The sequence below is a fragment of the Dokdonia ponticola genome, from assembly GCF_042653865.1.
GTDB classification, from domain to species: Bacteria; Bacteroidota; Bacteroidia; order Flavobacteriales; family Flavobacteriaceae; genus Dokdonia; species Dokdonia ponticola.
This window is the reverse complement of sequence record NZ_JBHSFV010000001.1, coordinates 526,604-541,994: the sequence shown is the minus strand read 5'-3', so window position 1 is coordinate 541,994 and position 15,391 is coordinate 526,604. Positions and strand designations below refer to the sequence as shown.

Annotated in this window: 16 protein-coding genes; 2 read left to right on the top strand and 14 right to left on the bottom strand. The window is 34.8% G+C overall.

Annotated elements, in window-relative coordinates:
- The first annotated feature begins 79 nt into the window (after nucleotides 1-79).
- The gene (locus ACFO3O_RS02485) at nucleotides 80-2,185 is read left to right on the top strand and encodes a TonB-dependent receptor domain-containing protein (protein ID WP_379976957.1); all 2,106 of its coding nucleotides are present in this window, start codon (nucleotides 80-82) and stop codon (nucleotides 2,183-2,185) included.
- Between the two features lie 89 nt (nucleotides 2,186-2,274).
- Here ACFO3O_RS02485 and ACFO3O_RS02480 read toward each other — a convergent pair whose 3' ends face one another.
- From ACFO3O_RS02480 to ACFO3O_RS02460, 5 genes are all read right to left on the bottom strand, one after another.
- Nucleotides 2,275-2,748, bottom strand: coding sequence for a Dps family protein (locus tag ACFO3O_RS02480; protein WP_379976956.1), 474 nt, complete (start codon nucleotides 2,746-2,748; stop codon nucleotides 2,275-2,277).
- A 62-nt stretch (nucleotides 2,749-2,810) separates the two neighbouring features.
- Nucleotides 2,811-3,476, bottom strand: a complete 666-nt coding sequence (locus ACFO3O_RS02475; RefSeq protein ID WP_379976955.1) for a peroxiredoxin — start codon at nucleotides 3,474-3,476, stop codon at nucleotides 2,811-2,813.
- 176 nt (nucleotides 3,477-3,652) lie between these two features.
- Nucleotides 3,653-4,531, bottom strand: coding sequence for a cysteine synthase CysM (gene cysM / locus ACFO3O_RS02470; RefSeq protein WP_379976954.1), 879 nt, complete (start codon nucleotides 4,529-4,531; stop codon nucleotides 3,653-3,655).
- Entirely contained in the window at nucleotides 4,528-5,325 is a 798-nt protein-coding gene (gene epsC, locus ACFO3O_RS02465) for a serine O-acetyltransferase EpsC (RefSeq protein ID WP_379976953.1), read from the bottom strand. Before epsC ends, cysM begins: the two co-directional genes overlap by 4 nt.
- A gap of 531 nt (nucleotides 5,326-5,856) precedes the next feature.
- Entirely contained in the window at nucleotides 5,857-7,164 is a 1,308-nt protein-coding gene (locus ACFO3O_RS02460) for an NAD(P)/FAD-dependent oxidoreductase (protein WP_379976952.1), read from the bottom strand.
- A 119-nt stretch (nucleotides 7,165-7,283) separates the two neighbouring features.
- Between ACFO3O_RS02460 and ACFO3O_RS02455 the strand changes: the two genes are divergently transcribed.
- Complete coding sequence (locus ACFO3O_RS02455) at nucleotides 7,284-7,877, top strand: class I SAM-dependent methyltransferase (RefSeq protein ID WP_379976951.1); 594 nt, start codon at nucleotides 7,284-7,286, stop codon at nucleotides 7,875-7,877.
- 58 nt (nucleotides 7,878-7,935) lie between these two features.
- Here the strand turns inward: ACFO3O_RS02455 and ACFO3O_RS02450 are convergent, their stop codons facing one another.
- From ACFO3O_RS02450 to ACFO3O_RS02410, 9 genes are all read right to left on the bottom strand, one after another.
- The gene (locus ACFO3O_RS02450) at nucleotides 7,936-8,646 is read right to left on the bottom strand and encodes an aspartate/glutamate racemase family protein (protein WP_379976950.1); all 711 of its coding nucleotides are present in this window, start codon (nucleotides 8,644-8,646) and stop codon (nucleotides 7,936-7,938) included.
- Nucleotides 8,647-8,694: 48 nt separating this feature from the next.
- The gene (locus ACFO3O_RS02445; protein WP_379976949.1) at nucleotides 8,695-9,225 is read right to left on the bottom strand and encodes a hypothetical protein; all 531 of its coding nucleotides are present in this window, start codon (nucleotides 9,223-9,225) and stop codon (nucleotides 8,695-8,697) included.
- A gap of 1 nt (nucleotide 9,226) precedes the next feature.
- Nucleotides 9,227-9,949 (bottom strand): DUF2490 domain-containing protein, encoded by a 723-nt coding sequence (locus ACFO3O_RS02440; RefSeq protein WP_379976948.1) that lies wholly within the window; start codon nucleotides 9,947-9,949, stop codon nucleotides 9,227-9,229.
- Between the two features lies 1 nt (nucleotide 9,950).
- Entirely contained in the window at nucleotides 9,951-10,964 is a 1,014-nt protein-coding gene (locus tag ACFO3O_RS02435; protein ID WP_379976947.1) for a Tll0287-like domain-containing protein, read from the bottom strand.
- Between the two features lie 147 nt (nucleotides 10,965-11,111).
- Nucleotides 11,112-11,372 carry a YidH family protein gene (locus ACFO3O_RS02430; protein ID WP_379976946.1) on the bottom strand — a complete coding sequence of 87 codons (261 nt, stop codon included), beginning with the start codon at nucleotides 11,370-11,372 and terminating at the stop codon, nucleotides 11,112-11,114.
- Between the two features lie 3 nt (nucleotides 11,373-11,375).
- Entirely contained in the window at nucleotides 11,376-11,642 is a 267-nt protein-coding gene (locus ACFO3O_RS02425; protein ID WP_379976945.1) for a heavy-metal-associated domain-containing protein, read from the bottom strand.
- A 165-nt stretch (nucleotides 11,643-11,807) separates the two neighbouring features.
- On the bottom strand, nucleotides 11,808-12,125 hold the full coding sequence (locus ACFO3O_RS02420) for a rhodanese-like domain-containing protein (protein WP_379976943.1): 318 nt from the start codon (nucleotides 12,123-12,125) through the stop codon (nucleotides 11,808-11,810).
- Nucleotides 12,126-12,137: 12 nt separating this feature from the next.
- Nucleotides 12,138-13,547 carry an MBL fold metallo-hydrolase gene (locus tag ACFO3O_RS02415; protein ID WP_379976942.1) on the bottom strand — a complete coding sequence of 470 codons (1,410 nt, stop codon included), beginning with the start codon at nucleotides 13,545-13,547 and terminating at the stop codon, nucleotides 12,138-12,140.
- A 140-nt stretch (nucleotides 13,548-13,687) separates the two neighbouring features.
- Nucleotides 13,688-15,100 carry an MBL fold metallo-hydrolase gene (locus tag ACFO3O_RS02410; RefSeq protein WP_379976941.1) on the bottom strand — a complete coding sequence of 471 codons (1,413 nt, stop codon included), beginning with the start codon at nucleotides 15,098-15,100 and terminating at the stop codon, nucleotides 13,688-13,690.
- Nucleotides 15,101-15,391: the final 291 nt, after the last annotated feature.

Below are 15,391 nucleotides of genomic sequence, written 5' to 3'. Positions count from 1 at the left end.
TACACATATAGTAAGTAAAATGGGTAGTTGTACATCAAGTGCCCTAGAATTCTATTGAAGTAATTTTGAAAAACAAAAAATGAAAATAAAAAGAATAGCGCTCTTATGCGCTTTAATCCCTGTGTCTTTACTAGGACAAGAAACAGAAAAGAAACAAGACACAACTCAGATAAAATCAATACAATTAAATACGGTAATAGTTACTGGAAAAGGGAATGCAGATCCAGTACTCACTACTGTAAAAACTGACTTATTAAAAAAGGTAGTGCAACCTAAGAATGTCGCAGATTTATTTAGTGACTTTAATGGTTTTTCACTTATTAAGCGAGGGAACTATGCGATAGACCCATCATTTAGAGCATCTCAATATGAACAATTAAATATCCAGTTTGATGGAGGTACAAAAGCGGTACATGCTTGCCCAAATAGGATGGACCCAATTACAACTCACGTCGTACCTGAAGAGATTGAAAGAATAGAAGTTATTAAAGGACCTTATACGGTACGTTATGGAGCTACATTTGGAGGAATTGTAAATCTAGTGACACAAAAACCTAGCGCCATGTATAATGGGTTACACGGTAGTGTAAATTCTGGTTATGAGTCTAATGGAAATTCGCTCGTTTCTTCTATAAAGCTAAATCAAGTAGCTGATACATATGATATTGTAGGAAATGTAGGGTATCGTGATTTTGGTAATTATGAAGATGGTGATGGGACTGAGATTCCGTCATCGTTTAGAAGTTTAGATTATGGTTTACGTATAGGTTATAACATTAGTGATAACCAAAGGATTCAAGCGCATTGGAGACAGTCTTTTGGGAGAGATGTATTACACGCAGGATTGCCTATGGATACCGAAGAAGATAATAGCTCTATTTTATCTTTAGATTATAAGCTCTCAGGTTTGAATGGTTTTGTAAAAGAAGTAAATGCAAAGGTGTATTACTCTTATGTAGATCATATTATGGCAAATACACGAAGACCATCGTTTATGATGACAGAAGCCTTGTCTACTATAGATGCTTCCACTGCGGGTGGAAAGGTAGAATTTAAAATGAAACCTACTGAGAAATGGGTTTTATATGGTGGAATAGACGCGATGCTTATTGCACGAGATGGTGGAAGGACGCGACTGGTGAAACGCAATATGATGGGTGATTTATTACCAGCGCCTTTAGTATTTCAAGATAAGATCTGGCAAGATTCTTATGTAAATGATTTTGGTTTGTTTGTAGAGAATAAATACCCAATTACAGATAAAACGATGCTCACTGCTGGAGTTCGTTATGATTTAGTCGTTTCAGATATTCAGGATCCGGAAGCAGATTTTCAAGAGTTGTATAGTAATCTTGGTCAGCGAGAGGAACACAATGTGTCTGCAACGGTTTCTATAAAACATAAACTATCAGATAATAACACGCTCGAAGTTGCTTATGGTCGCGGTGTGCGTTCTGCAAATATGATAGAGCGCTATATTAATCATTTTTCTGTAGGTCAAGACCCTTTTGAATATGTGGGTAACCCTAACCTTGATGCAGAGATAAATAACCAATTCGAAATAGGTTTTAAAGGAAGGAAGCATTTTGAAAAAGGAATTGAGGCCTTACGATATGGTATTTCTGGGTATTATGCTTTTTATGAAAACTATATTGTTGCTGTTGTAGATCCAACACTAGATAGAAAATTTATGCCTAATGCGCAACCACAAGAAGTAAAACGTTTTATTAATCTTGATCAGGCTTATAAAACGGGTTTTGAGGCAGATGCTTCGATAGATTTTGCAACTTATTTTAACTTTTCTACTGCGTTTTCGTATGTATATGCTAGAAATAAAGACCTTGATGAATCTTTACCATTAACGCCTCCTCTTATAACCCGCTTAGGGCTAGGTTATGAAAAAGATACGTTTTGGGCTCGTTTGGAGTATACGATTACATCAAAGCAGGATGAAATCGCAGTAAGTTTTAGAGAACAAGAAACAGCCGGTTATGAGACATTAGATGTACGTTTTGGTTTCAAACCAGTCACTAAGTTAAACATTGGTCTTGCTGTTCTCAATGTATTTGACGAGACCTATAATAATCATTTGAATTTTTCTTTTGTGAATCAAGCTGATTTTACAAGGGTACCTATTAATGATCCTGGAAGAAATTTTTCAGTATTTGTTCAGTATGCATTTTAAACAGTATTTTTAAAATTAAAAACCCTTTTGAGATTCTCAAAAGGGTTTTTGTTTTTTACGCTTTCGCGAAAGCGTACATCTTATTTTTATTAATCTAGATAAGCAGAAAGCATCCATACCAATTTTTCTTGTTGTACGATATAATCACTCATCAAAGCAACTGTCCCTTCATCATTAGCTTCTGAAGCAGTAGATAAAATAACTCTTTCTTTATTTAATAATATTTTTAAAGATTTAAGAATATTGTCTATAGCGACCTCACCATCTGTTACATTTTCTGCGGGCTTTATGTCTGAGTTTTCAAGGTATTTCTTAAATGAATGCAGCGGAGTGGCACTTAGTGTAAGAACACGCTCTGCAATTTCATCTACTTTTATCAAAGCATCATTATAAAGCTCTTCAAACTTAAGATGCAATTCAAAGAATTTTTTTCCTTTAATATTCCAGTGAAAACCTCTTAGATTCATATAGAACAATTGATAATTTGAAAGTAAATCATTTAATTCTTTTGCGGTGGTTTGTGATGCTGTTGTATCTAAACCAATGTTATTCATGTTTTCCATAAGTTATTTTTAAAAATTTAAAAAGGGCTTTAGTAATTTTACATAAAGCCCTTGGTTTTGTTTTAGATCTCTTTTTTGGCTAGATACCAGGTGACTTTTTCTACAGAATCATCTGCTAGTCTTTCATTTAAGGCTTCTAGAGATTTTGGTGGAGGGCAAATCACTTTATCCCCTCTTTTCCAGTCTAAAGGCATGGCTACTTTATGCTTGTCAGACATTTGTAATGCGTCTAAGGCTCTTAGGATTTCATCCATATTACGACCTACATTAAGTGGGTAATACATTATTAAACGTATTTTTTTAGAGGGATCTATAAAGAATACGGCTCTTACAGCTGCGGTCTCACTTTCGTTAGGTTGTAGCATTCCGTAAAGCTTTGATACTTTCATGTCAATATCTGCGATAATGGGAAAATCGAAATATACGCCTGTCTTTTCCCGTACATTTTGTACCCACCCTAAATGTGCATGAATACTATCTATGCTTAATCCTAAAAGTTCAGTGTTAAGGGCATCAAACTCTGGTTTTCTAATCGCAAAACCACTCATCTCTGTAGTGCAAACGGGGGTGAAGTCGGCAGGGTGAGAAAATAGCACGGTCCATTTGTCCTTAGCAAAATCAGACATTGTAATAGTTCCTTTGGTGGTCAAAGCCGTAAAATCTGGCGCTGTATCTCCTATACGTGGCATCGAGATTATTTTTTCTAGTAATACATTTTTATCATCCATAATATAGTATTTATTTATAGTTTTATTTATTTGATATAAAGGTAAACTATAGTTGAATATTATGCTGTAACCTAAGTTACACACTACCAGAATTAACTAGTTTTAACAATGATGGATGGTTATGCAAAAAAATGAAGGACTAAATACATAAAACTCAACTTTAGTAAGTTCATATTTTACTCAAAAAGTTCTGAAGACAGATAGCGGTCGCCTCGATCACAAATAATACTAACAATGATCCCTTCACTTAACTCTTGAGCAATTCTTAACGCTACGGTCGTTGCTCCACCGCTACTCATCCCTGCTAGTATGCCTTCTTCTCTGGCCAATCGTCTTGACATTTGTATGGCTTCCTCTCTGCTCACTTCTAGTATTCGGTCCACTTTGGAGGGATTAAATATGGCGGGCAGGTATTCTTGAGGCCACTTGCGTATGCCTGGTATCTTTGAGTTATCTGTTGGTTGGACTCCAATAATTTGAATGGCATTGTTTTTCTCTTTTAAAAAAGTAGAGGTCCCCATGATGGTTCCTGTAGTTCCCATAGAAGAAATAAAATGGGTTACTTTTCCATTGGTGTCTTCCCATATTTCTGGACCTGTTGTTTTGTAGTGCGCTTTCCAATTATCTTCATTTGAAAACTGATTGAATGAATAATAGCCTTCATTTTCAACCTTGTTTATCGCATAATCTCGAGCTCCTTCAATCCCTTCTGGATGCAGTGTAACTTTTGCTCCATAAGCTTTCATTGTTTGCACGCGTTCTTTTGTTGCTGTTTCTGGCATTACTAACTCGATGTTCAGATTGTAGATACTAGCAATCATGGCAAGGGCTATTCCTGTATTACCGCTAGTCGCTTCTATGAGTTTAGAATCTTGAGTTATTTCTCCTCTGTCTAACGCATTTCGTATCATATTATACGCTGCTCTGTCTTTAACACTCCCTCCAGGATTATTCCCTTCTAGTTTAAAGTATAAACTCACATTAGGGTTCACATTAAGTGCTAAAGATTTTACAAGCGGTGTATTTCCTATTCTATCTATGATTGTTTTATTCATTCCTTAGTCTGGTATTTTTTAATGATTTCAATTTTTGGAGTGTGTAATACGATGGAGTTTTCAGCAACAGATTCCGTTAGCCACGTATTACCCCCAATGATACTATTTTCACCTATAATTGTTTCTCCTCCTAAAATGGTAGCATTTGCATAAATAGTGACATTACTTAGAATTGTAGGATGTCGTTTGTTGTTTTTATCTTCTTTCTTTACGGTGAGTGCACCCAATGTAACCCCCTGATATATTTTAACATTATCATGAATCTCGGTGGTTTCACCTATGACGACGCCTGTGCCATGATCAATAAAAAAAGAATCCCCAATATTTGCACCAGGGTGTATATCTATACCTGTTAATCGATGTGCATATTCTGTCATTAATCTAGGTATGAGTGGTAATCCAAGTTTGTGGAAAACTTTGGCCATTCTATAAATTGCGATAGCAAAAAAACCAGGATAGGCTAAATAAACTTCTTCGATAGACTTTGCTGCTGGATCATTGTCAAATATAGCTACAGCATCTTTCTTTAAGTTACAAAATAAATCAGGAATGGTCATCGTAAAATCCTCCCATGTTTTACAAGGAGAACCTTTTATGTCAGGGCAGGCCAAATTTCTAATTTCTAAAAATAAATCTTCAAGTTCTGTGAGTGCTTTTTCAGCATCTGTTCCTTGATCAAACAAAGCATTAAAAAGTAATTCTGTAAACCGTTGAGATTCTCTTTTAAGTTTTACAGAAACATTGATTTCTTGTTTTTGTAGCTGTATAGCCTTTAGTAAGTGTGCTTTATTCATATTCTGTAAAGTTAAGATGTTTTTCAGGTAAAAAAGTTAAATAAACGTGAGTTCGACATAAATAATTAGTTAGTCTTTTAGTTTGATTATGTTAAAAATTAATGTAAATAACTAATAATCAAATATTTATTTTATTTACTCATCCAATCCTTCGACTAGGCTCAGGGTAAAATCCAACCGAACCAAAACCAGCTTGCTAGTGGGCAGGGAAAAGACGCTTTTTATGCGTGCGTTTTCTATTTTAAATATTGGAACTTATGAATCTTCGATTTCTTAGATATTTTTTCGCTTAAAGCGAAAAACCACAAAGAATTTCCTCCGTCGCTCCTCCTCGCCCAAAGCTCACGCTTTGTCGTTTCCAAGGCTTCAAAAAAAATTAACGGAAATAGCTGTCGCTTCATCTCGTTCAGAACTCATGTTCTGTTGTATACTGGAGAAAAAGAAGAAAAACTTACATCGAACTCACATTAAATAAACAAAGAGGTAAAGCGATTCGCTTTACCTCTTTAGTTTAAAAAAGGGGATTGTAAATTAAACGTCTTGTCCTTTAAGCATTTTATTCCAATATAAGTATGGGAGCATATACTTTTTAAGCATCCATAACCTCCAGTGTTCTTTAGAGCTATCCTTAATGAGTAATTGTTTCAATTTAGGATCTGGAGTAAATTTTCCTTCATAATCAAACTCAGCTAGCACCATTTTACCATAATCTGTGACAAGGGGGCAAGAAGAATACCCATTGTAAGATTTTGAGCCCATTTTATCTTGGCTAATGAGTAATCCCAAATTATCTACAACTACGGGTACTTGCTTTCGTATGGCAGCTCCTGTCTTTGCGGTAGGTAATGCTGCAACATCTCCTAATCCAAAAATATTTGGGTATTTATTGTGTTGCATCGTGTGATGATCTACATCTAACCAGCCAGCATCATTTACAAGGTTGGACTCTTTTACAAACTTGGGTGCTACTGATGGCGGAGCAGTATGTAACATATCATAATGGATCCCATAGCAACCATTTTTCTTTGTCACTTTTACATCTTTATAATTGTATTGAAATGCTTCATCAAGATGTTTTTCTTCATCGTCTCCAGACATTATTACACAACCTCCAGATTTTACATCTTTGGTAAGTTCATACCAGGCAATTTTATTTGCCCCATCAACTTCAACCAACTTATGATTAAACCGAAGATTGATGTCTTTGCGATCAACGACTTCCATTAATGTATCAGCAATTTCTTTTGTTCCAAAAATGACAGTTCCTGCAGTAGCAAAAACGATGTTAGTATTGGATTTTGTCTTACTTTTTGCCCAATGGCTCTCCGCTAGATACATTATTTTTTGCGGAGCACCACCACATTTTATAGGGGTTGCAGGTTGTGTAAAAAGAGCTGTACCACCTTTGAAGTTTTTAATGACATTCCACGTATGTTTTGGGTCTGTATAGTTACTACAAACGACGCCTTTATCCATGGCTTCTCCTAGTCCAGGAACGAGGCTAAAATCATACGCTAGCCCTGGTGCAACAACAAGATAATCATATGTGATATCACCACTTTTTTCTGTGTGGACTGTATTATGAGCTGCATCAAACCCTTTTGCCTTGTCCTTAATCCAAGTAGTACCTTTTGGTATTACAGAAGCCATAGGTTTAGCGGTTTTATCATAATCATATGTTCCTGCACCCACCAATGTCCAAGCTGGCTGATAATAATGGGTATCTGCAGGTTCAATAATAGCGATGCTATCGGATTTCTTTTGTTTTAAAAGTTGAGCCGCTGTCATTATGCCTGCTGTTCCACCTCCTATGATTACTACTTTATAGTGTGTTGCCATTTTTCTGTTCTTAATTTATTAATTATGTAAAACTAATAGCAATAAATTTAACATACTGTAACACAAGTTACATAAGCATTACAATAGTATTGTTATATTGAGTATTAAATAGGCTAATTGTGAACGAATCAACATTATCTCAAATTATAGGGAAAACTGATATCTATATCATAGATCAAATAATGAAAGAGCGATATCAACCTCTTGATACTATTCTTGATGCTGGCTGTGGTGAAGGAAGAAATCTAACGTGGTTTTATATCAATGGTTTTGATATTTCAGGCGTAGACACAGATGCAGAACGGCTGGATAATGCAAAGCTGCGTTATCCAAAAATGGCTTCAAATTTTCAACTGGGCAATTTAGAAGCTTTGCCTTTCGGCGAAAATAAATTTCACCACGTGATTTGTAGTGCAGTATTACATTTCGCGCAAAGCGAAAAACACTTTCATACGATGTTTTCAGAACTCGTCAGGGTTTTAAAAATTGACGGTACCTTATTTATACGAGTGGCATCAGACATTGGACTTGATGGTCGCATGCCTTACCTGAAAGAAAGTCAGACCAATAGAGAAGGTAGTTTTTTCATCACTAGAGAAATTATACAAGAATTATCAGAAAAACATTCTCTAGCGCTTATAGAGCCTATAAAAACGACCAATGTTCAAGACGTAAGAGCCATGACTACACTTGTTTATCGTAAACTAAACTAAGTTGCTTAGCTTGTTATGAATACATGGAGTCATTTATAAACTTGATGGTAAACCATTCTTAACGTAGAATTACCTTACCCGTTTCCTTTTCAGAGAGAATAAAATCTACGGCCATTTGCGCGTGTAAATCTGTGGTAGCTACTAATGGAATATGTACTTCATTTTGTTTTATCAATAATGGAAGTTCAGTGCATCCTAGAATTATTCCTTCGGCGCCACGTTTCACAAGTAAATCTATTTGAGCAAGAAAAAACTGCTTAGCTTCTTCTGTAAACGTACCTTGTGTAAGTTCTTTAGAAACGTATTGGTGTGCTTGACTTAAATAATCAACTTCTGGTATAATAGTTTCTATCTGATAGTTGGTTTGTAAAATTTCAGGGATAAAATCTCCAATCATTGTAGGTTTGTTCCCTAAGAGTCCTAGCTTTTTTAAACCTAACTTTTTAGCTTCTTTACCAGCAGCATCAGCTATATGTAGTATAGGGATATTAATTTTAGGTTGTACATAGTTATAAACCATGTGTGGTGTATTTGCGCATATAATAATCGCTTCTGCTCCGGCTTGTTCTAATTTACGTGATACTTCTAAATATGTAGTATTTATTTTTTCTTTATTTTGCTCACGCATCAACTCTATATTAATACTATGAATTATTAATGGAGGATTTGCTTGTGATCCTATTTCTTTTCCTACAAGCTCATTAATTAATTTATAATACTCAATAGTAGAATGCCATGATGTGCCTCCTATAAGACCAAGTGTTTTCATTAGATTGTTGTTTTATGGGTTTTGTGATTTCTCTTTCCTTAGGCATTCTTATAGCTTTAAACCAACGCCTAAACCAATATTCCAGGTGTTATATCCATCAAATCGCTGGTCTAAAAACAACGTTGGTAATAGGTATAACGAGTTACTTATATCTTTTTCATATTCAATTCCTACTCTTACTAGATAAAAGGATTCTTCTTTTTCTAATTCTACTCCTGGGCCTAATGTGACGACAAAGCCACCTCCAAATTGGTAGAGCGCATCTACTGTAATAACAAAAGGATTTACCCTTTCTATTTCTTCATTATCAGAATTGCGGATGATAAAAGTCTCTATTTCTATATCATTATGTAGTCCGAGACCCCATTTGTGATTCCACCAATATTCTATGTCTAAGCCCCAAGATGGTACAAATACGTTATCAATACCTTCTGTATTAATGAGGGTATGTCCAATGATTCCTGCGATTCTAAATCCACGTCCATCATCATGCATCTCCTTATGCTTTTGATGCTCTTGTGCCTTTATTTGAAATACGATAGCTACGATTAATACGAATGTTACCTTTATTTTATTCATTTTAAATCTTATATGTTACTGTGGTTTCCCAAACTTGATTATTAATAAAAAGATCACTTCTTTTAGCATAAATATCATGATACCCTGAGCGTATCTTTATGTGTTCGCTTGCGCGAAAAACGAAACCCAAGAACATCCAGTTTTGATCCAATTTTTCAGGTCTGAGACCATTTCCAAAATCTAAAAAGGCCTCATCATATAAAACAATACTTACCCCTTGAGTTGTATTAAAATTTTTAATAGGGACTGTTATTTGAAATTTATAACGAAATCTATTTCTATATGTCGTACCGTTAATAGTGTATGAATTATCCCCATTATTAATGATAGTATCAATAAAACGCTCTTCAAACCTAAGTCTATGATCAAAAGAAAATGTAGAAAAAGAGTGTTTGATTGTCAGTTGTTGAAAAATATTATTTTCTATAGCGTCTATAGGAGTGCTGTAAGGTGCATAACTGTAATTCTTTATATAACTATATCCTACGGCAATGTCTAGATCGTTTTCAAAGGTGTAATGCACAAAAGGGCGCACTATAAATTGTTCCCAATCTCTTAAAAAGTTTGTACGTCTAAAGTTGAATTCAGAATTTACAGACCACTTGTCATTTAGTTTTTTATTAATGTTAATGGTATTCCAACTGCTGTAATGAGTTTCTCTTTCTTGTGCAGTGACATTTAAAAAGGGTAGTGTGATCAATAAACCAATAATAAATTGTTTCATTTTACTGCTTGTAAGTGATGCTCCAGATACCACGAACTTCATTAACACCATAGCCTATTGCTTTATCTTCAGGATACAGATTTGTGATGGTTGTAAGTACTTTAGGGTCAATATTTTCTTCAGGGCTTCCGTGACATTGTAAACACATTGAGTTTGTAGTAATTGGTGCGTAAAATTGAATTTCACCATTTTCTATCTCAGTTACAGGTTTGTATTGCTCATTACTTGCTATTGCTTTTTTAAAACGCTCTATTATTCCTAGCTCTTTAGCGTTTGCTTGATTTTCTGGATTTCGTGGTTTATCAGACACGCGTCTTATAGTTGCGTTTTGTGCTACTGCCATACTATCTGTAATAGGAAAGGCTTGCTTATTGCAAAAAGTAACTGCCTCAAGAGTTCCTTTTTTTTGAATGGTGGTCATTAGGTTTTTACCTAGTTCTTTTTTAGTATTCAAAGCATATTCTTGACCGCGATCTTCTGGGGTTTTTGCTTTCGCGGAAGCGGAACCAGCATCCTTTTTACCATCATTTCTATGCTTCATTTTACCATTACTTTCTTCTTCAATATGTTTTTTAAACCATTCTGGCTCCTCTATTTTATAGTTGTACATATATTCTGAAATGAGCTTGATATCTTCCTCCGAAAATGGTTGATATGGCATTACATTAAAACGTTTTACAGCACCTTTCATCTTAGCCTTTTCTTTAGATGGTTGTTTTACAAAGCTCCAGATTGCATTTGTAAATTCTTCTTTAGTGGTATCATCATTGAGATAGTGCGATTTTATAGCAACCATAGGTGGAGCAATCCTGCCCTCGTGATCTGTTGATGGATTATGGCATACATAACACTTACTTTCCATTAATTTTTTTCCTGGATGATTGCTTGGGGAGTATGTGGTCGTTTTAACTTCAATATCAGTTTGATTTGAGTAATTGGACTTCTTACTATCATTACAACTTATAAGTAATAGCAGTATAAAGGATATAGGTATTAGGCTTGTATATTTTTTCATAAATAAGTAAGTTGTTAGTTTAGACTTAGGCCAGTTGTAATGGATTGAATATTCTAATGCGAATATGTGGAAATAGATAATTATCTTTTTTACTGGCGCTTACAGTAACATTTTTCTTATTGGTTCTAGGAGTATATCGCTCTAATTTTATGAGATGTAATATTTCTTGATACTTCTCTTGACATATAAAAACCTTATCAAACCTATTAAAAATAGAACAGGACCTATTCCAGAGAGCATAATACCTATCCATCTTATTTCTATGAGCATATCTAATTTAATAATGGCTAGGCCTGAACTTAAGAATACGATGAAGGTTCTGAAATAAGCAAGAAATGTTCTTTCATTTGCGAGTCTTGTTCTATCAATCGCAAGCTTGTCTGTAAGGGATAGTGTATGTTTTGTCATGAATTATTTTATTCTTCCAGTAGCACAACTTACAAAAGATTTTGCTTTAGATATAATTCCGTTTGCATCTTCAATAGATGGATAGCCCAATGTTTTTAGTTTTTCTTTTACTATCAATACATCTTCAGGGTTTGTGGCAACAAAAGAAACTGTAGATGTTTCAGTATCCACTAAAATTTCTGATAGCGTATCAATCTGTGAAAGTTTAGTGGTAATTGTATTGGCACATCCTCCACATTTTAAATTTTGCACTATTATCGCTGCTTTCATAGGTATGATATTTATATATGCAAGTTATGATGAATGGTTAAAATGGGCAGTAACATAAGTTACATATAGGTTATTATATCAAAAAAGAGGTTATCCAATTAGATAACCTCTTTTCCTCTATTAACCAACCATTAGATCCATATCATTATATGGATTTATTTTTATTTATACGGGGACTACTGTTTTTCCTGTCCAAGCCATCATGCCGCCAGATAAGTTATAGGTGTGTTCTACGCCTAAGTTTTCTAGAAGTTGACAAGCTTGTGCACTACGGTTTCCGCTTCTGCAATAGACATAATAGTTTTTGTTTTTGTCCAATTTTTCAACAGTTGTTTTAAAGGCAATCGTATCTAAAAAATTAATCATAATAGCATTTTCTATAATACCTTCTGCACATTCTCTAGGCGTTCTAGCATCTATAATGATGGCTTGTGTATCATTTGCTAGTAATTCTAGCCATTCTACTTGATGTATATTTTTCATTTTGAATCTTATTTACAATGTCGTTGGACAAACAAAATCTGAAACTTGTACGCCAGATTCTTTAATGGCTTTAAATCCTCCTTTGACATCAATTAAATTATGTATCCCTCGGCTTTTTAAAATAGAAATAGCAATCATACTTCTATATCCTCCTGCGCAATGCACAAAGAAAGGACTGTCATCTGGAAATTCTGATAAGTGATCGTTTAAGAAATCAAGAGGCGTATTGGTGGCATTTATTACATGTTCAGATAGATACTCACTCTCTTTACGAACATCAAATATGGGTTGATTTCCTTTTTCTAATTCTTGTTTAAAAGAATCTGATGTGATAGAGCTTACTGAGTCATATTCTAGGGCTGCTTTTTTCCAAGCTTCAAAGCCACCTTCAAGATATCCTAGGGTATTATCAAATCCAACTCTAGAGAGTCTTGTAACTGCTTCTTCTTCTCGCCCAGGTTCTGTTACTAATAAAATAGGTTGTTTTACATCGGCTATCAAAGCACCTACCCAAGGAGCAAAACTGCCGTCAAGTCCAATAAATATGGATCTGGGGATATGTCCATTGGCAAATGCATCTTGATGGCGTACGTCTAATACAACAGCTCCTGTTTCATTTGCAGCAGCTTCAAAAGCGACAGGTGATAAGGCTTGAGTACCTCTTTTTAAAATATCATCAATATCGTCATAACCTTCCTTATTCAATTTTACATTGGCAGGAAAGTATTGTGGTGGGGGTAAAAGTCCTTCTATTACTTCGGCTATAAATTCGTCTTTGGTCATATCGGCACGCAAGGCATAATTCATTTGCTTTTGATTGCCTAATGTATCCACTGTTTCTTTCATCATATTCTTACCGCATGCAGAACCCGCTCCATGAGCAGGATATACGATCACATCGTCAGCGAGTGGCATTATTTTTTCGCGTAAGCTATCATAGAGAAACCCTGCTAAATCTTTTTCAGTCAAAACGCCCATTTTTTGAGCCAAATCAGGTCTTCCAACATCTCCTAAGAAAAGGGTGTCTCCACTAAAAATAGCATGATCTTTTCCATTTTTATCTCTTAATAAATAGGTGGTACTCTCCATGGTATGTCCAGGGGTATGTAATGCAACAATCGTTACTTCACCGAGTTTAAATTCTTGACCATCTGTCGCAATGATTGCATCAAATGTTGGATTTGCATTGGGACCAAAAACAATAGGGGCTCCTGTCTCTTTTGCAAGGGTGACGTGACCGCTCACAAAATCTGCATGAAAATGCGTTTCAAATATATATTTAATTTTTGCATCGTCGAGTTTAGCTCTATTTACATAGGGTTTTATTTCTCTTAAGGGATCAATAATGGCAACTTCACCATTGCTCTCAATGTAATAAGCACCTTGTGCTAGGCAACCCGTATAGATTTGTTCAACGTTCATTTCTTTATTTTTTAATTATAGTGTAAAATTAACGAAGATTCGTATATTCCACAGTAACTTAAGTTACATATCCATAAATTTAACAAAACCTCTATTTTAATAAAAAAATAGAGGTTTTTAATTTTGATATTAATACCTGTTTACAATAAAGTTGTGGGGCAAATATACTCAGACTTAGGTATGTTTGTTTCTGCTATTTCTTTAAACCCACCTACAACATCTACAAAATTGTCCCAACCGCGTTGTTTTAATATAGCTGCTGCTATCATACTTCTATAACCTCCTGCACAATGTAGTACAAAAGGTTTGTCTTTAGGGAATTGAGCTAAATGTTGATTGATCTCATTAAGTGGAATGTTGATGGCATCAATGATGTGCTCAGATTGGAATTCACTTTTTTTACGAACATCAATGATTATTGGTTTTTCAGAGGTATATTTTTTTTCTAATTCTTCAGGAGTAATGCGAATAGTAGTTTCAAATTCTTTACCACTTTCTTTCCAAGATGAGAATCCGCCTTTTAAATATCCCACTGTAAAGTCATATCCGACTCTTGATAATCTTGTGATCGCTTCTTCTTCCTTACCAGGGTCTGTAATTAATACTATTTCTTGTTTTACGTCTGGGATCATTTCTCCCACCCATTGTGCAAAATTACCCTCAAGCCCTATATTGATACTATTAGGAATAAATCCTTTTGCAAAGTCACTTGCATCTCGAGTGTCAAGCATCAAAGCGCCTGTTTCATTTGCTACAATTTCAAATTCTTCTGGCGTTAATGCTTTTGTTGCTCTGTTCATAATTGTATCAAGGCTTTCATAGCCATTGATATTCATTAATACATTTTGCGGAAAGTAACCTGGAGGTGCTGTTAACCCCGTAAGTAAAACTTTAATAAATTCGTCTTTGGACATTTCTTGCAAAGCATAATTCACTTTTTTCTGATTCCCTAACGTATCTGTAGTTTCTTTACTCATCATTTTACCACATGCAGAACCTGCTCCATGATTAGGATACACAATTAAATCATCATTTAATGGTAAAATTTTATTTCTTAAAGAATCGTATAAATGCCCTGCTAACTTTTCTTCTGTTAATTCTGAAACAACATGTTGCGCTAGATCAGGACGGCCTACGTCTCCTATAAATAAAGTATCTCCAGTAATGATTCCATGTTCTTTTCCATTTTCATCTATTAATAAATAGGTAGTGCTCTCCATGGTATGCCCTGGTGTATGAATGACTTTAACCTTATAGTCTCCAACTTCAAATAGTTGTCCATCTTTTGCTGTTGTGGCTTCATAAGCAGGTTTTGCACCTGGCCCAAATACAATTTCTGCTCCAGCTTTTTTTTGTAAATCTAAGTGTCCACTTACAAAATCTGCGTGAAAATGAGTTTCAAATACATATTTGATTTCTGCATTGTCTATTTGCGCACGATCAATGTAGGGTTGAACTTCTCTTAATGGGTCAAATACGGCTGCAACACCATTACTTTCTATGTAATACGCTGCGTGAGCGATACATCCTGTATAAATTTGTTCTACTTTCATTTTGAATACATTTAGTTGTTAAACAGCATAAAAATAGGGGGTAAGCTATATTTTTTTAGTCACTTAGGTTACACAAGAGAAGTTTATTGTTAAAAAATGATATTAGTCATAAATTTGAATTTTATTGGCACCGTCAAAGGGTTTAATACCCTAAGGCTTGCCTCGAAATTAAAATTCAGTTTCTTATCAATGCCTTATGGGCTTGCCCCGAGGTAGTTTACTCAAAATAAAAATGCCCTTCTGTGAAAGGGCATTTTTATTGACATATATATATATATATATATATAAATA